The sequence below is a fragment of the Pseudophaeobacter profundi genome (assembly GCF_029697505.1).
In the GTDB taxonomy this organism is placed as follows: domain Bacteria; phylum Pseudomonadota; class Alphaproteobacteria; order Rhodobacterales; family Rhodobacteraceae; genus Pseudophaeobacter; species Pseudophaeobacter profundi.
In genome coordinates this window covers 342,561-363,579 of record NZ_JARJEF010000003.1, presented here as the reverse complement: position 1 = coordinate 363,579, position 21,019 = coordinate 342,561, and the positions used below count along the sequence as shown (strand labels likewise).

General features: G+C 59.8%; 19 protein-coding genes and 1 riboswitch. Of the genes, 6 read left to right on the top strand and 13 right to left on the bottom strand.

Features of this window, described 5'->3' with window-relative positions:
* Positions 1 to 67: 67 nt before the first annotated feature.
* From P2081_RS07665 to P2081_RS07605, 13 genes are all read right to left on the bottom strand, one after another.
* On the bottom strand, positions 68 to 496 hold the full coding sequence (locus P2081_RS07665) for a pseudoazurin (RefSeq protein WP_278922278.1): 429 nt from the start codon (positions 494 to 496) through the stop codon (positions 68 to 70).
* 4 nt (positions 497 to 500) lie between these two features.
* The gene (locus tag P2081_RS07660) at positions 501 to 1,268 is read right to left on the bottom strand and encodes an ABC transporter ATP-binding protein (protein ID WP_278922277.1); all 768 of its coding nucleotides are present in this window, start codon (positions 1,266 to 1,268) and stop codon (positions 501 to 503) included.
* The gene (locus tag P2081_RS07655) at positions 1,265 to 2,305 is read right to left on the bottom strand and encodes a FecCD family ABC transporter permease (protein ID WP_278922276.1); all 1,041 of its coding nucleotides are present in this window, start codon (positions 2,303 to 2,305) and stop codon (positions 1,265 to 1,267) included. Before P2081_RS07655 ends, P2081_RS07660 begins: the two co-directional genes overlap by 4 nt.
* Positions 2,302 to 3,312: an ABC transporter substrate-binding protein gene (locus tag P2081_RS07650; RefSeq protein WP_278922275.1), complete on the bottom strand. Its 1,011-nt coding sequence runs from the start codon at positions 3,310 to 3,312 to the stop codon at positions 2,302 to 2,304. The genes P2081_RS07655 and P2081_RS07650 overlap by 4 nt, the downstream gene beginning before the upstream one ends.
* 171 nt (positions 3,313 to 3,483) lie before the next feature.
* A riboswitch (cobalamin riboswitch) is annotated at positions 3,484 to 3,679 on the bottom strand.
* A 99-nt stretch (positions 3,680 to 3,778) separates the two neighbouring features.
* On the bottom strand, positions 3,779 to 6,505 hold the full coding sequence (metH, locus tag P2081_RS07645; protein ID WP_278922274.1) for a methionine synthase: 2,727 nt from the start codon (positions 6,503 to 6,505) through the stop codon (positions 3,779 to 3,781).
* Entirely contained in the window at positions 6,502 to 7,548 is a 1,047-nt protein-coding gene (locus P2081_RS07640) for a homocysteine S-methyltransferase family protein (protein ID WP_278922273.1), read from the bottom strand. The genes metH and P2081_RS07640 overlap by 4 nt, the downstream gene beginning before the upstream one ends.
* 248 nt (positions 7,549 to 7,796) lie before the next feature.
* The gene (locus tag P2081_RS07635; protein WP_278922272.1) at positions 7,797 to 9,113 is read right to left on the bottom strand and encodes a TRAP transporter large permease; all 1,317 of its coding nucleotides are present in this window, start codon (positions 9,111 to 9,113) and stop codon (positions 7,797 to 7,799) included.
* Between the two features lie 11 nt (positions 9,114 to 9,124).
* The gene (locus P2081_RS07630; RefSeq protein WP_278922271.1) at positions 9,125 to 9,625 is read right to left on the bottom strand and encodes a TRAP transporter small permease; all 501 of its coding nucleotides are present in this window, start codon (positions 9,623 to 9,625) and stop codon (positions 9,125 to 9,127) included.
* 40 nt (positions 9,626 to 9,665) lie between these two features.
* A complete protein-coding gene (gene dctP, locus P2081_RS07625) occupies positions 9,666 to 10,634 on the bottom strand; it encodes a TRAP transporter substrate-binding protein DctP (protein WP_278922270.1) in 969 nt (322 codons plus the stop codon).
* A gap of 367 nt (positions 10,635 to 11,001) precedes the next feature.
* Positions 11,002 to 12,558 (bottom strand): indolepyruvate oxidoreductase subunit beta family protein, encoded by a 1,557-nt coding sequence (locus P2081_RS07620; RefSeq protein WP_278922269.1) that lies wholly within the window; start codon positions 12,556 to 12,558, stop codon positions 11,002 to 11,004.
* 13 nt (positions 12,559 to 12,571) lie between these two features.
* Positions 12,572 to 14,716 (bottom strand): indolepyruvate ferredoxin oxidoreductase subunit alpha, encoded by a 2,145-nt coding sequence (locus P2081_RS07615; protein WP_278922268.1) that lies wholly within the window; start codon positions 14,714 to 14,716, stop codon positions 12,572 to 12,574.
* Positions 14,717 to 14,860: 144 nt separating this feature from the next.
* Positions 14,861 to 15,307 (bottom strand): MarR family winged helix-turn-helix transcriptional regulator, encoded by a 447-nt coding sequence (locus tag P2081_RS07610; RefSeq protein WP_278922267.1) that lies wholly within the window; start codon positions 15,305 to 15,307, stop codon positions 14,861 to 14,863.
* Positions 15,308 to 15,394: 87 nt separating this feature from the next.
* Positions 15,395 to 16,186, bottom strand: coding sequence for a cyclase family protein (locus tag P2081_RS07605; RefSeq protein WP_278922266.1), 792 nt, complete (start codon positions 16,184 to 16,186; stop codon positions 15,395 to 15,397).
* 446 nt (positions 16,187 to 16,632) lie between these two features.
* Between P2081_RS07605 and P2081_RS07600 the strand changes: the two genes are divergently transcribed.
* The 6 genes from P2081_RS07600 (at position 16,633) to hpf (ending at position 21,006) form a co-directional block, all read left to right on the top strand.
* The gene (locus P2081_RS07600) at positions 16,633 to 17,247 is read left to right on the top strand and encodes a ribonuclease D (protein WP_278922265.1); all 615 of its coding nucleotides are present in this window, start codon (positions 16,633 to 16,635) and stop codon (positions 17,245 to 17,247) included.
* The gene (locus P2081_RS07595) at positions 17,244 to 18,212 is read left to right on the top strand and encodes a KpsF/GutQ family sugar-phosphate isomerase (protein ID WP_278922264.1); all 969 of its coding nucleotides are present in this window, start codon (positions 17,244 to 17,246) and stop codon (positions 18,210 to 18,212) included. Before P2081_RS07600 ends, P2081_RS07595 begins: the two co-directional genes overlap by 4 nt.
* Positions 18,213 to 18,230: 18 nt before the next feature.
* Positions 18,231 to 18,812: an LPS export ABC transporter periplasmic protein LptC gene (lptC, locus tag P2081_RS07590; protein WP_278922263.1), complete on the top strand. Its 582-nt coding sequence runs from the start codon at positions 18,231 to 18,233 to the stop codon at positions 18,810 to 18,812.
* A 52-nt stretch (positions 18,813 to 18,864) separates the two neighbouring features.
* Positions 18,865 to 19,350 carry an LptA/OstA family protein gene (locus tag P2081_RS07585; protein ID WP_278922262.1) on the top strand — a complete coding sequence of 162 codons (486 nt, stop codon included), beginning with the start codon at positions 18,865 to 18,867 and terminating at the stop codon, positions 19,348 to 19,350.
* Entirely contained in the window at positions 19,350 to 20,111 is a 762-nt protein-coding gene (lptB, locus tag P2081_RS07580; protein WP_278922261.1) for an LPS export ABC transporter ATP-binding protein, read from the top strand. The genes P2081_RS07585 and lptB overlap by 1 nt, the downstream gene beginning before the upstream one ends.
* A 322-nt stretch (positions 20,112 to 20,433) precedes the next feature.
* Complete coding sequence (gene hpf / locus P2081_RS07575; protein WP_278922260.1) at positions 20,434 to 21,006, top strand: ribosome hibernation-promoting factor, HPF/YfiA family; 573 nt, start codon at positions 20,434 to 20,436, stop codon at positions 21,004 to 21,006.
* The last annotated feature ends 13 nt before the right edge of the window (positions 21,007 to 21,019 follow it).

The window sequence follows — 21,019 nt, the reverse complement described above, 5'->3', positions numbered from 1 at the left end:
TCGCAGCTCATTCAGAAAGAAGAAGCACAGATTATGTGATCCCGCCATCACAGATCGTGATGTGCGATCATTCGGGGTTTGCCGCAAGGATGGCATCGAAACGATCTTGCGCCCGGCGCGGAAGATCGGCGGGAAATGTTGTTTCTGGGCTGTTGCCAACTTCGATCAGCATCACCATGCCCATGGCGAAATGCGGCGAGCATTTGATCCCGTAGCGCCCCGGCACCGTCAGTGTCACCGTGTAATCTTCGTTGATCTGGCTCTTGAACGGTGCGGCACCTTCGGGCGTCATGCCGTCGATGGTCGCAGCATTGTGGCCCGGTTGCACCGGGATGAAACGCACTTCGTCGCCGGGGGCAATCCGCAGAAATTCCGGTTCATAGATCATCGGGCCGCTTGCGTTGCGCGTATACATCTGCACCTCATGCGTCTCGGCCCAGGCAGGCCGGGCGGTCAGGGCCGTCAGGACACTCAGCAGCAGTACAATGGGTTTCATCTGTTCACTCCTCAAGACATTGAAAACGAAAGACCGTTGCGCCGTCGGCGGGGTCGCGCAGCCGGGTGGCCCGCACGCGAAAGATTGATGCAAGCCGCGCAGGGGTCAGCACATCCTCGGGCAGGCCGCAGGCGACCATCCGCCCCGCTTCCATCACGCCAAGGCGATCGCATCTCATTGCCTGATTAAGATCATGCAGCGCCATGACAACCGTCACCGGCAAATCGCCCACCAACCGCAACAGCGACAGCTGGTGGTGGATATCCAGGTGGTTGGTCGGCTCGTCCAGCATCAAGAGACGCGGCCGCTGCGCCAATGCCCGCGCGATCTGGACGCGCTGGCGCTCACCGCCCGAAAGCGTTGCCCAGCTGTGCCCCGCCATATCGGCCATGTCCACGGCCGCCAGAGATTCTGCAACAATGACCCGATCCTGCGCACTAAAAGGCGCCAGCGCCGAGAGCCAGGGCGTGCGGCCAAGCTCGACCACATCGAGCACCGAAAGCGCCTCGGAGGTTTCGGCAATCTGTTCCACAACTGCAATCTGCTGGGCAATGTCGCGCCTGCCAAGGCTGGTCAGGAGATCGCCGTCCAGCAAAACAACACCAGAGGGCCGCGCCAGAAGCCCCGCCAAAAGACGTAAGAGCGTAGACTTGCCAGAGCCGTTTGGGCCGATCAGGCCGAATGTCTCGCCCGGGGCAATCTCAAGCGAGACCTCTTGAACAATGCGCCGCGATCCTGCCGCCCAGCCGACGGATTTTGCTGCCAGTCTCACAGCCGCCTCCGGCTGTGTACAAGAATCAGCGCAAAGCCCGGCGCGCCGACCAGCGCTGTGACCACGCCGATCGGGACAACCTGACCGGGGATCAGCATCCGCGAGGCGATATCCGCCGCAATCAGAAAGACAGCCCCCGCAAGCGCCGAGGCGGGCACCAGCCGCGCGTGTCTCGGACCGACGACAAACCGCATGGCATGCGGGATGACAAGGCCGACGAATCCGATGGATCCAACCAGGCTGACCATGGTCGCAGTCATCAGCGTCACCACACCGATCAGCACAATCTGAACCCGGCGAACCGGCACGCCCAGCGATGCCGCTGAAGAAACACCGAAGGAAAACGCATCCATCGCGCGTGCGAACCACAGGCAGATCAGAAAGCCGATCATCGCGACGGGCGCCGCCAGCATGACATCCGGCCATCGTACGCCGGACAGATTGCCCAGCAGCCAGAACATGATGCCGCGCGCCTGTTCCGCATTCGCCGACTTGGCGATAAGAAAGGAGGTCAACGCGTTGAAAAGCTGCGAACCGGCGATGCCCGCAAGCACAAGCTGCGCCGAGCCGCCACCCGCGGCCCGCGCCAGCGCCGCCACCACGGCAAATGACAGGGTCGCACCGATAAAGGCCCCGCCCGAAATCCCGAGCAACCCGCCACCGACGCCAAGGATCGTCACGGCCACGGCGCCCGCTCCGGCCCCCGCAGAGACGCCCAAAAGATAGGGATCCGCCAAGGCATTGCGCACCAAAGCCTGTAGAACAACGCCCGATAGGGCAAGACCCGCGCCACAGCCCGCAGCGACCAGGGTGCGCGGCAGCCGGTAGCTCCAGATTATGCCAGCGTCGATCGGGTCAAGGATCAAACCCGCATCCCAAAGACGGTTTGCAAAGACCGCCGCCACCGTCGAAAGCGGCAGCGGCGTTTCACCAATGACAACCCCAGCCAGGATTGCCAGGATCAATACGGCTGGCCCCTGTGCAATCCACAGCCCAAACGAGCGCCGAAAAACGCCTGGAGCAGCCGCATCCGTCATTGCAGATCGAACTTCGGCAGGGCCTCGGCCAGCGTTTCAAGCGCCGTGATATTGCGGATTGATGGATCCATAGAATGCGCATTCAGGATCACGATGCGGTCATTCTTTACCGCATCCATCTGGCTGGTCACCGGGTCTGTTCTAAGGAATTCCAGCTTTTTCTCGACATCATCCGCCGCAAAGCGGCGCCTGTCCATCTCGGCCACCACGATGACTGACGGATTCGCGCGGGCGATGGTTTCCCAGCCAACAACCGGCCATTCCTCGTCGCTTTCCACGACATTACGCAGCCCGAGCTTGTCCATCATGTAACCCGGAGGCCCCTTGCGCCCGGCAACGTAGGGGTCAATGTCCATCTCGGCCGACGAGAACCAGAAAACAGCCGAGGCATCTTGCAGATCCAACTCAGCCGCCTTTGCAATGGCCGCAGCTTCGCGGGCCTTCAGATCCGCCAGCAAGGCGTCGCCTTTGTCAGACACATCGAAGATCTGCGCAAGCTGGGTGACGCCTGCATAAATGCTGGCCATCTCAAACATGGCAGAGCGGGTTCCGTCCGATCCGGTGCTGTTGTCCTTGGCCCAGCAATCGGCGGGCAGAACAAAGGTCGGGATGCCAAGATCCGAGAATTGTTCGCGGGTGGCAACGATGCCCTGCGGGCCGATATGCCATTCATATTGCACCGCAACGATATCCGGGCGCTTGTCGACCACGGATTCGAAGCTGGGATCATTGTCCGCCAGCCGTTCGACACCCGCATTCAATTCAGAAAATTCAGGCAACACCTCGGTAAACCAGACCGATGTTCCCGCGACCTTGTCGCCAAGTCCAAGCGAATACAAAAGCTCGGTTCCGGCCTGACCGACCGTGACCGCAGTCTTGGGGGCTGCATCGAAGGTGACCTCGACACCGCAATTTTCAATCGTCAAAGGATAGGTCGTCTGAGCCTGCGCCATCGGCACAAAACTGGCCACGCCCAGCAGAGCCGCCGTCAGAAATCGGGAATACATTGATTGTCTCCAGGGGATGATGCGACCAGAAACAAAGAGGGAATAGCGAACCCGTGGCTGACGAATACGGCACCCGAAAGGGGCGACGCATAGGTACTGGCGATGGCAGGTGCCTTTGGGCACCGCAGGATTAATCTCATTCGACACCTCCCCGGACTCCCCGCCCGGGCCGCGTTGCATTCAGCGTCGGCAGGTCTCCTGACTTGCGAGTCATCACAGCAGCGGCCTTCCCATGGCACGGTGGCCACAGTGGCATGATCGCTGCACGCTCATCGCCTACAGTTGCGGGGGCAGTTCCGGTTCACCGGCAAGCCGGTGGCGGATTCCCTTTTGATTCCTCATGGAAACCGACAGGTTGTGTTCTAGTAAGCAATTTCCCCTGTTGCAACGACTATTCTGTTGCGGAACCCTGCCGCCTTTGCCCGCCGTGCTACGGCTGTAAAATGTGCAACCCGGCACTGCCCCCCTATTCCGCTGCGACCACCGAAATGCCGGTTGGGGTGTAGTTCAGCACCGGGGCCAACCAGCGTTCGGCCTCTTCCAGCGTCATACCTTTGCGGGTCGCATAATCCTGCACCTGATCCCGCTCAACCTTGGCGACGCCAAAGTAATAGCTGTCGGGGTGGGCGATATAGAGGCCAGACACCGATGATCCGGGCCACATCGCCATGCTTTCGGTCAGCTCCACCCCGGTGGCGGCTTCGGCGTCCAGCAGGCTGAAAAGCGTCCGCTTTTCGGTATGGTCGGGCTGGGCCGGATAGCCGGGGGCAGGGCGAATGCCGCGATAGGGTTCGCCCACCAGGTCAGCAGGGGCAAAGGTTTCATCGGGGGCATAAGGCCAGAGCTCGCGGCGCACACGCTGGTGCAACATCTCGGCCATTGCCTCGGCGTAGCGGTCGGCCAGCGCCTTGACCAGGATCGAGGAGTAGTTGTCATTTGCCTTGTCGAACCGCTCGGCAATCGCCTTTTCCTCTGGTCCGGCGGTAACAACAAAGCCACCGATATAATCGTCAACGCCCTTGGGCGCGACAAAATCGGCCAGCGCCACGTTGGGCCGCCCCGGCCGCTTGGCATGTTGCTGGCGCAAGGTGTGTAGCGTGGCAAGCGGCACCTGCCGACCGCCATCCTTGAACAGGTGGATGTCATCGCCTTCAGCATTTGCGGGCCAGAAACCGACAACAGCGCGCGGGCCAAACCAGCGTTCGTCAATGATCCGTTTCAGCATCGCCTGCGCATCCGCGAACAACGCACGGGCGGCTGCGCCCTGTTTGTCGTCCTGCAGTATCTTGGGGTAAACACCCTTCAGCTCCCATGTGCGAAAGAATGGCGTCCAGTCGATATACTCGGCGATTTCCGCCAGATCCCAATCATCGATCACCCGCGTGCCCAGACATTCGGGGCGGGCAACACTGTAGCCCTGCCAGTCAATTGTCATCGCATTGGCCCGCGCCTCGGGCAGCGGCACCCGTTTCTTGGCGCGCTCGGCGCGTTCGTGGCGCTCGGTCACTTCGATATATTCAGCTTTGATCCCATTGACATAGGCCGATTTGCGATCATCGCTCAGCAATTGGCTGACCACCCCCACCGCGCGGCTGGCATCCAGTACATAGATCGCCTGGCTGCCTGTGTAGCGCGGCGCAATCTTGACGGCGGTATGCACCTTGGAGGTGGTCGCGCCACCAATCAGCAGCGGGATATCGAAGCCCTCGCGCTCCATCTCAGCGGCCAGATGGGTCATTTCATCAAGGCTGGGGGTGATCAGACCCGACAGGCCGATCACATCAACGTTTTCCGCACGTGCAGTTTCAAGAATTTTCTGCGGCGGTACCATCACGCCCAGATCGATGATCTCGTAATTGTTGCAGGCCAGAACCACGCCGACGATATTCTTGCCGATGTCATGCACATCGCCCTTTACGGTTGCCATCAGAATCTTGCCGGCACTTTCGCGCCCTTCGCCGCCTGACAGGCGCTTTTCTTCTTCCATGTAGGGCAACAGGATCGCCACCGCCTGTTTCATCACACGCGCCGATTTCACCACCTGCGGCAGGAACATCTTGCCGGCGCCAAAAAGATCGCCCACCACATTCATCCCCGCCATTAGCGGGCCTTCGATCACGTGAAGTGGGCGTTCGGCGGATTGGCGCGCCTCTTCGGTATCGGCCTCGATGAATTCAGTGATGCCGTTGACCAGCGCATGCTCCATGCGCTTTTCCACGCTCCAGTCACGCCAAGCCAGATCGCGGGTCTTTTCCTCGCGCAGGCCGCCGCGAAACCGCTCGGCAATGTCCAGCATCCGCTCGGTTGCGCTGCCCCCGGCTTTTGGACGGCGGTTCAAAACCACATCCTCGCAGGCCTCGCGCAGTTCCGGATCGATCTGGTCATAGACCGCCAATTGCCCGGCGTTGACGATGCCCATATCCATCCCCGCCTGAATGGCGTGATAGAGAAACACGGCATGCATCGCTTCCCGCACCGGTTCGTTCCCGCGAAAACTGAATGACAGGTTCGACACCCCACCCGAAACATGGGCATGCGGAAGGTTTGCCCGGATCCAGCGGGTCGCCTCGATGAAATCGACGCCGTAGTTGTCATGCTCTTCAATCCCCGTCGCCACCGCGAATACGTTGGGATCAAAGATAATGTCTTCGGGCGGAAAGCCGACCTCATCCACGAGGATACGATAGGCACGCGCGCAAATCTCGGTCTTGCGGGCACAGGTATCGGCCTGCCCCTCTTCGTCAAAGGCCATGACCACAACTGCCGCGCCATAGGCAAGGCAGAGCTGCGCCTGATGGCGGAACTGGTCTTCGCCCTCTTTCATGGAGATAGAATTGACGATGGATTTGCCCTGTACGCATTGCAGCCCCGCCTCGATCACCTCCCATTTAGAGCTGTCGATCATCACCGGCACGCGGGCGATATCGGGCTCGGACGCGACGAGGTTCAGAAAGTCCACCATCGCCTGCTTGCTGTCGATCAGCCCCTCATCCATGTTGATGTCGATGATCTGCGCGCCGTTTTCCACCTGATCGCGTGCCACGTCCAATGCGGCGGCATAGTCATGGTTGGTGATCAGCTTGCGAAAACGGGCGGAGCCGGTGACATTGGTGCGCTCGCCCACGTTGACGAAGGGGATATCGGGCGTCAGAACAAATGGTTCCAGCCCGGAAAGGCGCAAATACCGGCTCATGCTGCGACCTCGCTTGGCAAGCGGCGCGGCGCAAAAGGCGCCACCGCCTCGGCAATGGCCGCGATATGGTCGGGCGTGGTGCCGCAGCAGCCGCCAACCACGTTCACCAGCGCTTCGGCCGCAAACTGCGCCACTTGGCGCGCGGTATCGTCGGGGCCTTCGTCGTATTGGCCAAAGGCATTGGGCAGGCCGGCATTGGGGTAGGCGCAGATCAGCGTGTCGGCGACGCCCGCAAGCTCGGCCAGATGCGGACGCATCGCGGCGGCCCCAAGGGCGCAGTTCAACCCCACGCTAAAGGGGCGCGCATGGGCCACCGAATGCCAAAAGGCCGTCGGAGTCTGCCCAGACAGCGTGCGCCCCGAGGCATCGGTGATCGTGCCCGAAATCATCAGAGGCAATTGTGCGCCATGTTTTTCAAACGCCTCATAACATGCAAAAATCGCAGCCTTGGCGTTCAGCGTGTCAAAGATCGTCTCGATCAGAATAAGGTCAGCGCCGCCAGCGATCAGCCCGTTCACCTGCTGGCCATAGGCAATGCGCAGGTCATCAAAGGTCACAGCGCGATAGCCGGGATCGTTCACATCAGGGCTAAGCGAAGCGGTACGGTTCGTCGGCCCAACTGCCCCGGCAACAAACCGCGGCTTGCCGTCGATCGCCGTGGCGCGGTCCATCGCGCGGCGGGCGATGCGCGCGCCTTCGGCGTTCAGATCATGCACCGCGTCCTCCATCCCGTAATCAGCCTGCGCGATCGTCGTGGCAGAAAAGGTGTTGGTCTCGACAATATCGGCACCTGCCATGGCAAAGTCGAAATGGATCTCCTCGACCGCCTTGGGCTGGGTCAGGATCAACAGATCGTTGTTGCCCTTTTGCGGATGATCCGAATGGTGGCGGCAGGCATGGCCAGACCCGTGGCCGGCGTAGTCTTCCTCGCTCAGGCCAAGTGTCTGGATTTGGGTACCCATGGCCCCGTCAAGAATTAGGATTCTCTCGCGGGTTAAGGCCGCAAGCTGGTGAAATGTGTCGGTTTTGTTCTGTACTGGCATTCCGCACTTATGGCGCATCGCTCCACTAGATAAAAATTCATAATATGACGGAAGATTATGAGCTTTACACATGTTCACCAGGTGCAGCGTCGATGCAAACTCCCTGCATCTGCCTGCCCGTAAACCAGCACCATAGGGGGGAAGGGGCCGCCACTTTTGAATGACACCTATGGCCCAGACGCGGGCGGGGCCAGGGACAGCCCCGTCCCCAGCCCCTGGCAGGTTTTGCGATAGCGCCCCTGCCCGCCTCAGTTTTCGATAAGGCCGGGCAACCAGGTCCCGATGCCGGGTTGCCAGACAATCAACGCCAGCACGGCCAGCTTGATCACCAGAAATGGCGTCACGGCCGCATAGATATGCTTCATCCCGATGCCCTCTGGCGCGACCCCCCGCATGACAAACAACAACAGGCCAAAAGGCGGAGTCAGCAGTCCGATTTCCATGGTCAACAGATAGACCACGCCCAGAACCAGCTCGTTTATGCCCAGATGCGCCGCCAGCGGTACAAACACCGGCACGGTGACCATCAGCATCGACACCTGATCCACAAAGCATCCCAAGAACAACAGGATCAGGATCATCCCCACCAGAACCATTGTTGGGGTCGGGTCCACCGCATTGATTGCTGCAATCAACCCATTGGTTGCGCCGCTGAAAGACAAGACCTGGGCAAAGGTCTGGCTGGCCGCCATGATGAACAGGATCATCACCGACAGCTTGACCGTCTCCATCAGTGCCTTGGCAATCTTGGTCAGCGACAGCGCTCGGTAGGCGGCCCCGATAACAAGCGCGGCAAGACAGCCAAGAGCGGCGGATTCGGTCGGTGTGGAAAACCCCATCAGCAGGCTTCCGATCACCACCGCAAACAGCACCGACAACGGCGCGACATAGATCATGAAGGGGCGCCAGCGCTCTGCCAATGTCATCTCAGGCAGATCATCAGGCGGGGCGACGCTGGGGTCCAGAATGCTGCGCCCGATGATGTAGACGACAAAGGCACCCGCCAGCATCAGTGCAGGGATCACGCCCGCGATCAGCAGGCCCGAGATGGAGATGCCCGCAAGGCTGCCGACCAGAACCGCCAGCGCCGACGGCGGGATCAGCATTGCGATCGCGCCCGAGGCCATGATCGGCCCCATGGCCATGGTCGGGTGATATCCGCGCTGCAACATGCCCGGCATCAGTGTGGAGCCCAGCATAGCGGTATTGGCAATGGTGGAGCCGGACAGGGCGGCAAAGATCGTGCCGCCAAAGACGGTGACCACCGACAGACGGCCGGGCACCCGCGTCACCACGCGTTCGATCGCGTCAATGGCCCGATGGGCAATACCTGTCTGAAACAGAATTTCCCCCATCAATATGAACAGGGGTATCGGTGCCATTTGGAAATTGGCCACCGATTGGGTGGCATTTCGCGCCAATTGCAGCAGGCCGCGATCCCCGCCCAGAATCTCGAAAGCGCCGATCATGGTGACGGTGATAAAGGCAAAGGCGACCGGAAGGCCGATCAGCAAAAGCATCGCCAGACCGCCCAGCATCAGCGTGAGCGTGAGAATCCAATCCATGGAAATTCCTTTCAGAGGCCAGTCAGCGGCGCGGATTGCGGCGAGGGGCGGAAAATCTTGCGCAGGAACTCGATCATGCACAGAAGCATCGACAGTGGCAGGACGGTCAGCGCCCACCATTCGGGAAAGGTGAAGGCAGTGCGCACCATCGATCCGCGCGCATAGGACTGGATCAAGGCTTGCAACCCGGCCCATCCCAGCACCGCACAGGTGACGGCACCCAACAGGCAGGTCAGCACGGCGGCAACACGTGCGCCGCGCGGTGGCAATCCACGGGTCACCAGATCCACCTGCACATGGGCATCCAGATGTAACACCCAGGGCGCGCCAAGAAAGGCAACCACCATCAGACCGTATTCGATCACATCAAGCGCCCCGTAGATGACGGGCAGACCAAGGTTGCGCAAAAAGACATTGAGCGGAATCACCAGCGTGATCGCCGCAAGGATGGCGGCGGCAAACACGGCAAGGCCAGTGGTCAGCGCGCCGAAATAACGATTGAAGTTCAACATGGGAACAACGGTGGAGCGGCACCAGGCCGCCCCAGCCACCTTACTTTGTCAGACAGGATTGCAGTTTCGCGCCAAGGTCGGCGTCGATTTCCATCACTTCGCCCCAGCCTTCGGATTGCGCGGTTGTGGCCCACAAATCCTTATCAGCACCCGCAAAGGAAATGGTTTCGATCCCCGCCTCGGCCTGGGCCTGGGCTTCGGCCTGATTGCGCGCGATATTCTCGGCGTTCTGCGCCTCGATCCAGGCGGCACCCTTTTGCAGCAGCGCCTGCTGATCTGCGCTCAGGTCGTTCCAGCTGTCCATGTTGACCAGGAAATTCACATCCACCTGGTAGAAGCCGGGGTCGACCCGATAGGCGGTCTGCTCATGCCAGCCCAGATCCAGAACCCCCTGGCTGGGCCAGCCATAGCCATCAATCGCCCCACGTTCGAGCGCGGTATAAACCTCGCCCGGAGCGGTCCGCACAAGCGTTGCCCCCAGCTTTTCGAACATGGCGCGATAGACTGGCGTGGTGCGAATAGTCAGACCGGTCAGGTCCGGGCCCTCCAGTGGTTTTGCCAGATACAGATGGTAGTTCATGTTATCACCCACGCGGGCGAGGTATTTCACGTTCATCTGTTGCTGGTGAATACCATCGATCAGCTCATAACAACCATTGGCGCGTTGCTCCTGAATGGTGTTCTGCGCCAGATGCAGCGCGTCACCGGTTGGCAGCAGGTTTGGATAATAGGCCGTAGTGTTATTTGCGATATCCACGATGCCAGCCTGAACTGCGTTGCCCAGTTCAAACGGCGGAACGGCCTCGGGACCACCCAGAAGATCAATCTGAACCAGGCCCTCTCCGTTTTCATTGACCCAGCCAACGAAGGCTTCGAAGTCACGGGAAAACGTTGTGCCAGTGGCAAAGGCCGTGACGGCCTTTAACGTGACTTCCTCAGCCTGAACCGAGACGGCGGTGAGGGCTGAAGCGCCAAAAATTGCGGCTGTGGCGAATGATCTGATGGTCATATATCGGTCTCCCTGGGTGTGTGTTCTGGGGCGGATGGGGGCGGTTTTCTGCCTCTTGTTGATCCGTTTCCATTGTGAAAGCCTAGAGGCAGGACTGGTAATCTTCAAGCATGAAGTTTTATACATGAAGCAAAAAATTTCCTCGTATTTGCAATAGGATAGATATCCAAATCTCCAGGTCTCCATGATCTCGTGCATGCAGGCATCCAGCCCGCGCAGAGGTACTGCCGAGGTGTTGTTTCAGTCTGGCAATCTGGCCCAACCTAACGGCCGGACCGAATCTATTTTCAGGTCTTGGGCCGGCCAGGCTGGCCGATCCAGACGCCGTCGCGGAAAGGCCCGTCAGTCGTGATACAAATGGTGCCCGTCATGCGGTCTCTCCGGCGAAACTGCGAACCGTGGCCAGCGCTCCGTCCAGTTGCGCACCGGACTCATCCGCCAAAGCGGCAGTACGCAGGCGTCGCATCCAGTCGGCCGCATCGGGGCGCCCCTGCAGAATGGGCAGTGCCTGCATGATTCGGGCGAATTTTGAATGCCCGCGCACATGGGTGTCGGAATAGCCCTTGATCAGTCGATAGTTGGCCAGCAGTTCGGCAGCCAGCGCACGATCCTTGCGCGCCACATCTGTCACCGTGGCAAACCATCCGTCGACATGCGCCATCTCCGTGTCATGCCGCAGCAATGCCCGGCGCCAAGGGCGCAGGGCCGAGACAGCCCAGAGCATCAGGAACCCGCGCAACCGGTCGGTTCTGATCCGGCGCCCCTTGTCCAGGTGCCGGGTGTAGAAGGCATCGAGACGTTGCGATTTTTGCAGGCGTTTGCCCAGCCACCTGGGCAATGTGGTGGTGAATTCTTCAAACCGCGGATGGAAATACTCGGTCACCATCAGCACCTGATCGTCACCAACAACAACCTCGTCGCGCACACGGCTCATGCGGCTGGCGCGGGTCTTGATGTCGGCGACCCGCAGAATGTCGTCATAGCACAGCGCCCGCGCGCAGTACTTGGCAGCCGCAACCGTCATTGCAAACGGTGCGCTATCCATCGTGGCCAGGCTTTCGACCATGTCCAGATACTGCGTCCCATAGGCGAGATCCTGATAGTCCACCACCTTTGTCAGGCCCAGCGCAGCCATGTCCTGTACCGGCGCGGGCAAGGCAGCAAGACGCGCTTGCAACTGCCCCCACTGCGCCTGATGGCGGGCTGGCACATGCAGCGTTTCAATCTGCTTTGTCACGACTTCCGGCTGCGGTGGTTGCCGTTTGCCGGTGGCACAATCAAAGGCATCGTTAAAGGCCCGCAGCGAGGCCTCGACACCGCGACCAGAAGCCCGGATCACGTCTTCATAGCTTTGCTTGGGAAAGGGCAGCGCGCCAGACCCGGCGAGCCCACCCAGCAGAGAGGAAGAGATCATCGACCCGGCGGATTTTGCAAGCGCCTCCATGTCGAAGGCCACGGTATGATCGGCGGCGATGCCCATGGCTTCGATCACCTTGTGACCATCGGCACGCCCGTCTCCGGGAACCGTTTTTTCCGCAACCGCAGGAATGCGATGGGTCGAAGCGATCAGGGTGGTGCGCCCCGGCGTCACAAAACCACGCATGATGGCGCGACCGCCTTCCATCAGTTCGGATGCGATCAGGATATCTACGTCACCTTCAGCGGGCGATAGCGCAAAGACCGGCATACGGCCGGTGTCGCGACACATTTCAACGTAATAGATCGTGGCCCCCGTCCGCTGCGCCACCCCCGCAACCGAGGTGGACTGCGCACGATAACCGTTGGCCTCTGCCACGGCGGTGATCCAGTTCGTCAGGACGCCACCGCCCTGGCCGCCCACGGCAAGCGCGGCCAGCGTGATGATCTTTTCACCATCCGAACTGGGCGAACGGCGGGCGGCAATCGAGGTGTCTTGAATGTTCATCTCGTCAATTCCTTCAGGCAAAGACCACGCGTTTCGCGTCACGCCTGTGTTGCAGCCAATCAATGATCTTCTGGGTCCTGCGCGCCTTGCGGCCTTCGCGCGGGGTCGGGTTGGATACGATTTCGGCCTGGTAGAAACTCGGGCAGAGCACGGCTGCATCGGCGACTTCGCCGCAATTGCCGCATCCGACACAGGTCTGGTCGATCGCCGCGACCGGATCATCGCGCAGCGGATCGCCGGTATCCTTGACCGACAGGGACGGGCAGCCCGAAAGCCGCATGCAGGCGTGATCACCGGTGCAGATGTCCTCATCCACGCCAAAGCGTGGCCGCACGGTACGCTTGCCTTCCTTGGTGGCCTTGGCCAGCAGCGGTTTCTCCCGACGCTGCCTGTTCAGCATGCATTCAGAGGAGGCAACGATGACCTTTGGGCCTGCAACCTGTGTTGTCAGCGCCTCTTTCAGCGTGTCGCGGACCTTGGTGACGTCATAGGTTCTGTCGATCTGGCGGATCCATTTGACGCCCATGCCCTGGCAGGCCTCGACAATGGAGTTCTGGGTCTGCTTGGTCTTGTTGTCTGCACGAGAGGACAGAATGTCCTGTCCGCCGGTCGCCGCAGCATAAAAATTGTCGACGATCACGATCACGTTGTCGGACTTGTTGAAGACCGCGTTGCCCACAGACGACGTCAGACCATTGTGCCAGAACCCGCCATCCCCGACAAAGGAGATGGAGCGCCGCCCATGCGGGTCTTCATTGTGAAACGCCGAAGCCGAGGCCGGGCCGAGACCATATCCCATGGTCGTCGCGCCAAGGTCGAAGGGCGGCATGATCGAAAACAGATGGCAGCCGATATCTGATGAAATGTGGTGCTCTCCCAGCTCCTGCTCGACCAGTTTGGTGGCGGCAAAGATCGGCCGCTCCGGGCAGCCGGTGCAGAACCCCGGCGGGCGGGCCGGCAGAACCTCTGAAAGATCCGGAATCACGACAGGTTCTTCATTCTTGGCCACGGCGGCCACAGGCATCAGTTCTGGCGCATGGGCCGTGAGAAAGGCCCCAAGACCCTGCAGCATCACCTGCCCGGTGTATTCACCGCCCATCGGCAGCATGCCCTTGCCCTCAAGCGTGACACGCTTGCCGGCCTTGTAGAGCATATGCCCGATCTGCTGTTCGATGTAGTTGGGATGGCCTTCCTCGACAATCAGCACCGCGTCCTTGCCTTCGCAGAAGTCAAGGATCTGGCTGTCGACCAGCGGGTAGACACAGTTAAGGCAGAGAATATCCAGATCGGTATCGCCATACAGATCGGCAAGGCCAAGACGGTTCAGCGCGCGGATTACCGTGTTGTAGGTCCCGCCCTGAATGATCAGACCAACCTTTCCAGATGGCTGCCCGAACCGCTCGTTCAGGCCGCGTTCCAGAATGAAGCGTTCAGCCGCGGGTTTGCGCTTGGTCAGCTTCTCCGCCTCATGAAGATAGGTGGCGGGGGGCAGGACGATCCGCTCAAGATCCCGGCGGGGGCTTTCCAGCGCCTGGCTCACCGTCATGTCGGGGCGGCGATTGTCGGAGGCGGCGAAAGAGCCGTGCACATGGCACGAACGGATGCCCATCTGCAGCATCACCGGCGTGTTGCTGGCCTCCGACAGCTCAAAACCATCCCCAACTGCGGCGACGATCGAGGGCAGGTTGGGGCGCGGGTCAAGCATCCAGACCTGGCTTTTCATGGCAAAGGCGTAGGTGCGCTCCTGCATGATCGAAGAGCCTTCGCCGTAGTCTTCGCCGACGATGATGAGGGCACCGCCGGTTACACCGCCCGAGGCCAGATTGGACAGCGCATCAGAGGCGACATTGGTCCCGACGACCGATTTGTAGGTGACCGCGCCGCGAATGGGATAATGCACCGATGCCGCCAGCATCGCCGTAGCCGTGGCCTCGCTTGCAGAGGCTTCAAAACGCACGCCCAGTTCCCCCAGGATATCCTGAGCATCTGCCAGAACATCCATCAGGTGAGAAATCGGCGAGCCCTGATAGCCCCCGACATAGCCGACGCCATTTTCCAGCAGCGCCTTGGTGATGGCGAGGATCCCTTCGCCAGAGAAGGTATCTCCATCTCCCTGTTTCAGTTTTTGGACTTCCTTGGCAAAGGAACGTTCAGCCATGGGTGGTCTCCTTGGGTCGTACCGACCGACATCTGAAGCGGGGCGACGCTATGTCGTCAGGCCTCCATGCCGGAAAACTTGGCCATGCGCGCGCTGCGGATGGCATTAATTTGCCCCTGGTTGGGACTAGGCCGTTGGGGCCTTTCAAAAATCGTGCTGCCGGATGCTGTAGAAAACGCGCAACAGCAGATCGTTCATCATCTTTCTGTCGTCAGCAGAGAGCACCGAAAACATGACGTCCTGCATCCGAAGCATGGCCGGCCAGGCTGTTTCGTGAACCCGCTTGCCGGTTTCGGTCAGTTGGATGTGGCGGATGCGGCTGTCCTTGGCGTCGGCTTCGCGACGGATCAGTCCGGCCGCTTCCATTGTGTCCAGTGTGCGCGATAGCGTCGGTTGTTTAATCACCGTCAACACCGACAGGGTGTTGATGGTGCAGGGGCCATTTTCGGTCAGGACGGCCAGCGCGCGCATCTGCGCCACCGTGATGCCCACATCTTTCAACGCCTCTTCAACGCCCTTGTTGTAGCGCGCCATGATGCGGTTCATCACATAGGGGGTGAAGCCTTCCAACTGATCGGGCCCGGCGGTCATGCGCCCAGCCCTGCGGCCCTGTGCCCTTTGCGTGGCGCAACGGGGCCGATGATGGCGAGGTCAGTGTAAACGGCAGGCGACATGTCTTCAGGCCCCCGGAACCAGCGCCAGAACCCGAACGGGCGAACCGGTTCCCTTGACGATCTTGAGCGGCGCGGCAACCAGCACCGCCCCCTTGGCCGGTAGCTCTTTGAGATTCGTCAGCGATGCCAGGCCATAGCGGTTTGCCTTGTGCAGCAGGTTGTGGGCCGGGAAGGGCAGATCAAAACCTGCCGCCAGCCCAGCGTCGGTCCCGATGCACTGTGTGCCCCAACCCAGCGCCTTCTTCGCCATCAGGTATTCTATGCAGTCTGCCGACGGACCAGGCGTATGCGGGCCGGTTTCGTCGGTATTGAGAAACCTGTCCTCGTCGTGATTGTACTGATCCCAATCGGTGCGCATCAGCACCCATTCGCCAGCCTTGATCTCGCCATGCTCGGCTTCCCAGTCCTGCACGCCCTGCTTTGTCAGCAGGAAATCATTGTCTTCGGCGGCCTGCGCCGAACAGTCGATGACATTTGCAGGGGCCATGAATTTTTGCGGATCAATCGTGTCGACCGACCCATCCGGGTAATCCTTGCCGGTGACCCAATGGTGGGGCGCGTCGTAATGCGTTCCCGAATGTTCACCAAGCTTGAGCCAGTTCCAGGCCCAGAATGGCCCGCGATCACCGTATCGCGAAATCTGGTGGATTTCGATCTTGGGCGTATCATCGGCAAGCTCGGGTGGCAGTTTCAACAGCGGTGTATCAGGCCCCAGCGGTGCCGAACAATCGACAACCCTGATTTCCCCATCCAAAAGTCCGCTGGCAAGCGCGGCAAGCGTGTCCGTCTGGTTCATAGTGAAGTCATCCCTGTTGGTGTTGTTGATTGATATATATGCAGATGCATATTTCAATTTGTTTCAAGCATAAAATTTATTTTCAGGTCGAATTTTTTGCTGGACGCTGGTTTTGGGACGAATTTTCACCGCTTTGGGCCACGGAAGGGCTGCTTTCTCTGCGCTGCAGCATCATTTACGGCCACCGCGCCCCTGCGAATCCGGTTGTTTCCGTTTCAGCCTGACCGGCAATTGCCTGGGCCGTGGGCATGCAGCAGCCGCCCCTTTCACACTGTCATATGATCAGTTTAATCACCGCCAGCGCGGTCCAACAGTTGAGTTCGCGCGCCATACCACCTATTTCAAGCAGGCGTGCAGACACGCAGGATGCCTGTCGCACCCTTCAGACCCACACCAGGACCCCAGCCCAGGTCCAGCGCAGCCCTTACCGGCAAAGGATTTCCTTCGTGACCAACCATCTTTACCAAAACGATTTGCCTGATGATCTGAAACTTGGCCCGGTGGTGGCGATCGACTGCGAGACCATGGGGCTGAACCCGCACCGCGACCGGCTCTGCGTCATTCAGCTGTCGGATGGTGATGGCAATGCCCATATCGTGCAGGTGGCCAAGGGCCAGACCGAGGCACCCAATCTCTGCGCCATGCTGCAAGACCCTAATACGCTGAAGCTGTTTCACTTTGGCCGCTTTGATATTGCCGCCATGTACCACGCCTTTGGCGCGCTGACGGCACCGGTCTATTGCACCAAGATCGCCAGCCGACTGGTGCGCACCTATACGGATCGCCACGGGCTCAAGAACCTGACGCAAGAGCTGATCGGAGTAGACATCTCCAAGCAGCAACAGATGAGCGACTGGGGCGCCAAGACCCTGACTGATGCGCAACTGGACTATGCTGCATCGGATGTTTTGTACCTGCATCGCCTGCGCGAGGCGCTGAACAAGCGGCTGACGCGCGAAGACCGCATGGAAATGGCCCAGGCTTGTTTTGATTTTCTGCCAATGCGTGCCAAACTGGATCTCGCTGGATGGCCCGAAACGGATATTTTTGCACACTCATGACCTCATCAGACAAATTCCTCGCCACGGCCCGTCAGGTTGCCACCGACGAAGCCCGCGCGCTCGACGCTCTGGCCGAGAGCTTTGACCACCGCTTTGTTGCAGCGGCCGAGCTGATACTGGCGGCAACTGGCCGGGTGATCATCAGCGGCATCGGCAAATCCGGTCATATCGGCCATAAGATCGCCGCCACCCTGGCCAGCACGGGCACGCCGGCCTATTTCGTCCACCCCGCCGAGGCCAGCCATGGCGATCTGGGCATGCTGTCCAAGGGCGATGTGGTGCTGGCGATTTCCAACTCTGGCGAAGCGCCGGAACTGGCCAATCTTCTGGCCTTTACCCGCCGTTTCAACATTCCGCTGATTGGCCTGTCCAGCAAACCCGAAAGCACCCTGATGACCCAGGCGGATGTGCAGCTGCAAATCCCCGCCATGGGCGAGGCCTGCGGCTATGGTATCGTGCCGTCCAATTCCACCACGCTGACCCTGGCCATGGGCGATGCGCTGGCCATTGCCATCATGAAACACCGCGATTTCAGGCCCGAAAATTTCCGCGACTTTCATCCCGGCGGCAAGTTGGGTGCCCAGCTCAGCAAAGTACGCGATCTGATGCATGGCGGCGATGCCCTGCCATTGGTGCGCCAGGATACCCCGATGTCCGAAGCCCTGATCGAGATCAGCCAAAAGGGATTTGGCGTTGTCGGCGTCACCGATGACACGGGTCAGATTTTGGGCATCATCACCGATGGCGACCTGCGCCGTCACATGGATGGGCTGCTGCAAAAACAGGCCGTCGAGGTCATGACCAAGCAGCCAACCACCATCGCCCCCGACGCCCTGGCCGAAGAAGCCGTGGCCATCATGAACCTGCACAAGATCACCTGTCTATTTGCCATTGATCCCAGCAATGGCCAGCGCGCCGAGGGGCTTTTGCATATCCACGACTGCCTGCGCGCAGGCCTTGGGTAGGCACAGGGAAACCCGATCATGGATCCGTATTCGCGCACCGTAAGCTATCTCAAAGTGCTGCTGCCCCTGGCAGCGCTGGCACTGTTGTCGACGCTGTTCATGATCTCGCGCGGCGTCGAAACCGAAGCGGTCATTCCCTTTGCCGACCGCGAAATTGAGGAACGCCTGCGCGGCCAGCAGGTAACGGCACCGTTCTTTTCCGGATCTACCGCGCAGGGCGATGAAATCCAGGTCACCGCAACCGTGGCACGCGCCAAGGCGGACGAACCGGTGATCGCCAGCGGCCTTGAGGCCGAGATCCGCATGGTGGCCGGAGGTCGGCTGACGCTGAGTTCCGATCGCGGCACCGTGCATCCGGATCAGGATCTGGCCCGCTTTATCGGCAATGTCGAACTGACCACCGCCGATGGCATGGTTGTCACCACAGAGGCGCTCAAGACACAGCTCAGCCGTGTGCAGGCTGAAAGCCCCGGCGCCATTCGGGCCACCAGCGCGCTTGGCGATCTGACGGCCGGCCATATGGAAATCACCTCAGAAACTGTTGGTGGTCCCGTGCATCTTCTCTTCACCAAAGGCGTCAAGCTGGTATACGCTCCTTAAAAATTGGAAAGATAGATCCTTGACCCATTTGTGCCGCTTATTGATTGCCCTGATGACCAGCCTGTTTCTTTCGCTGCCGGTGTCGGCGCAAACCGCCTCTGTCGCCTTTGGCTCGGCCAAGGCAGATCCGACGCAGCCGGTTGAAGTCACTTCGGATAAGCTGGCGGTCAACCAGGTGGATGGATCGGCGGAATTTACTGGCAATGTACTGATCATACAGGGCGTTATGCGGCTTTCGGCTGCTCGGGTTCTGGTGATCTACAAAACCGACGACACCGGCAAGCGCGGCATCGAACGACTGGAAGCCACGGGCGATGTGCTGCTGGTCAGCGGCCCGGATGCGGCTGAGGCCCAGAAAGCGGAATATAGCATCGACCAGGGCACCATCGTGATGACGGGCAATGTTCTGTTGAACCAGGGGACAGGCTCGCTTACCTCGCAGCGGATGGTGGTCAACCTGACCACCGGCACCGCTAGCATGGCCGGGCGCGTCAAAACCATTTTGAACCCCAGCTCCGAAACGGACGACAGTAACTGATGCCCCGCACCCCTGATCTGCACCTGACCGAAGGCTCCTCTGGCCTGCGTATCGAAAAGCTCCGCAAAAGCTATCGCAAAAAAGTGGTGATCCGAGATGTGTCAATCTCGCTGAATCGCGGCGAGGTCGTGGCGCTGCTGGGGCCAAATGGATCAGGCAAAACCACCAGTTTTTACGCCATCGCCGGGCTGGTCTTTCCCGAGGCTGGCACCGTGACGATTGATGGTCAGAACGTCACCAGCCTGCCGATGTATCGTCGTGCACGACTGGGGATTGGCTATCTGCCGCAGGAAATGTCGATTTTTCGCGGCCTCTCGGTCGAGGACAATATCATGGCGGTGCTGGATATTGCCGTCAAACACGACCACAAACGCCGCGAACGTCTAGAAGAGCTGCTGTCTGATTTTTCGATCGAGCATCTGCGCCGGGCTCCGGCGCTGGCGCTTTCGGGGGGGGAACGTCGCCGGGTGGAAATTGCCCGCTGCCTGGCCGCCGATCCAAAATACCTGCTGCTGGATGAACCCTTTGCCGGGGTCGATCCGATTTCGGTAGGCGATATCCGCCATCTGGTAGCCGATCTCAAGAAGCGCGGGATCGGGGTCTTGATCACCGACCACAACGTACGCGAAACTCTTGAGATCGTAGATCGCGCCTATATCCTGCATGACGGTCAGGTGCTAATGTCCGGCAGCCCTGCCGAGGTGGTTGAAAATGAAAACGTCCGCCGGGTCTATCTGGGCGACAATTTCCGCATCTCTTAGGCCGTAGGATCCGGGGCGGAAATCAGACAAGCGCCGGAAAAGAGAGACCTTTTTTGCTGCACTCAGCAATAGCGGGTTTCCGCCAATCAGACACAACTGGCGGGATCAAATTAGCGGAATGCCATTGACTCTGATGCTGGTTTGTCATCGAATTGAAACATGGCAAACGTGCACTCTCAGGCAGACCTAAACGTGGTCTTGGCAACAAGACCTGAAGGCCTGTCCCGCACTTCCCTGCCAAATCCCCTGACCCAAAACTGACGACACCCCTTCGGGCCCGGCCCGGATGGTGTTTTGGGTGGCAATTTGTGAAGGAGATCACATGCATTACAAAATCACCGGTAAACAGATCGACATTGGCGAAGCATTGCAGACCCATGTTCAAGCCGAGCTAGGGGCCGTCGTCTCGAAATATGCTGAGCGTCCAACTGACGCAAATATTGTATTTTCCAAGTCCGCGCATGAATTTGTCTGCGAAGCCACCGTGCATCTTTCCACTGGGCTAACTGCGCAGGCCAAGGCGCATGCCACTGAAATCTATGCCGCTTTTGAAGCCTGCTGTGAAAAAATGGAAAAGCAGCTGCGCCGCTACAAACGCCGGTTGAAAGATCACCATCGTGATCGCAGCGAACCGGTTGAAATTCTCGGCGCAAACTCCTATATCCTCGCCTCTGACGACGCGGATTCCAGTGCCGAACCCGACACACTGCAGCCGATCATTGTTGCCGAAATGGAGACCAGGATTCAGTCCCTCTCTGTTGGTGAAGCCGTGATGCAAATGGAGCTTGCAGGTGCGCCGGTATTGGTGTTCCGCAATGAGAGCAAAAACGGTGTGAACGTGGTATACCGCCGGGAAGATGGCAACATTGGTTGGATCGACCCGCAACAGGTATAGGCCAGACATAGGG

What these genes read in the sequence shown, in the direction of transcription:
- P2081_RS07615 (WP_278922268.1), bottom strand. Translation starts at nt 14,716, where the DNA reads ATGGCTGAACGTTCCTTTGCCAAGGAAGTCCAAAAACTGAAACAGGGA.
- hpf (WP_278922260.1), top strand. Translation starts at nt 20,434, where the DNA reads ATGCATTACAAAATCACCGGTAAACAGATCGACATTGGCGAAGCATTG.
- dctP (WP_278922270.1), bottom strand. Translation starts at nt 10,634, where the DNA reads ATGACCATCAGATCATTCGCCACAGCCGCAATTTTTGGCGCTTCAGCC.
- metH (WP_278922274.1), bottom strand. Translation starts at nt 6,505, where the DNA reads ATGAGCCGGTATTTGCGCCTTTCCGGGCTGGAACCATTTGTTCTGACG.
- P2081_RS07635 (WP_278922272.1), bottom strand. Translation starts at nt 9,113, where the DNA reads ATGGATTGGATTCTCACGCTCACGCTGATGCTGGGCGGTCTGGCGATG.
- P2081_RS07605 (WP_278922266.1), bottom strand. Translation starts at nt 16,186, where the DNA reads ATGAACCAGACGGACACGCTTGCCGCGCTTGCCAGCGGACTTTTGGAT.
- P2081_RS07655 (WP_278922276.1), bottom strand. Translation starts at nt 2,305, where the DNA reads ATGACGGATGCGGCTGCTCCAGGCGTTTTTCGGCGCTCGTTTGGGCTG.
- lptC (WP_278922263.1), top strand. Translation starts at nt 18,231, where the DNA reads ATGGATCCGTATTCGCGCACCGTAAGCTATCTCAAAGTGCTGCTGCCC.
- P2081_RS07585 (WP_278922262.1), top strand. Translation starts at nt 18,865, where the DNA reads ATGACCAGCCTGTTTCTTTCGCTGCCGGTGTCGGCGCAAACCGCCTCT.
- P2081_RS07610 (WP_278922267.1), bottom strand. Translation starts at nt 15,307, where the DNA reads ATGACCGCCGGGCCCGATCAGTTGGAAGGCTTCACCCCCTATGTGATG.
- lptB (WP_278922261.1), top strand. Translation starts at nt 19,350, where the DNA reads ATGCCCCGCACCCCTGATCTGCACCTGACCGAAGGCTCCTCTGGCCTG.
- P2081_RS07650 (WP_278922275.1), bottom strand. Translation starts at nt 3,312, where the DNA reads ATGTATTCCCGATTTCTGACGGCGGCTCTGCTGGGCGTGGCCAGTTTT.
- P2081_RS07640 (WP_278922273.1), bottom strand. Translation starts at nt 7,548, where the DNA reads ATGCCAGTACAGAACAAAACCGACACATTTCACCAGCTTGCGGCCTTA.
- P2081_RS07630 (WP_278922271.1), bottom strand. Translation starts at nt 9,625, where the DNA reads ATGTTGAACTTCAATCGTTATTTCGGCGCGCTGACCACTGGCCTTGCC.
- P2081_RS07665 (WP_278922278.1), bottom strand. Translation starts at nt 496, where the DNA reads ATGAAACCCATTGTACTGCTGCTGAGTGTCCTGACGGCCCTGACCGCC.
- P2081_RS07595 (WP_278922264.1), top strand. Translation starts at nt 17,244, where the DNA reads ATGACCTCATCAGACAAATTCCTCGCCACGGCCCGTCAGGTTGCCACC.
- P2081_RS07620 (WP_278922269.1), bottom strand. Translation starts at nt 12,558, where the DNA reads ATGAACATTCAAGACACCTCGATTGCCGCCCGCCGTTCGCCCAGTTCG.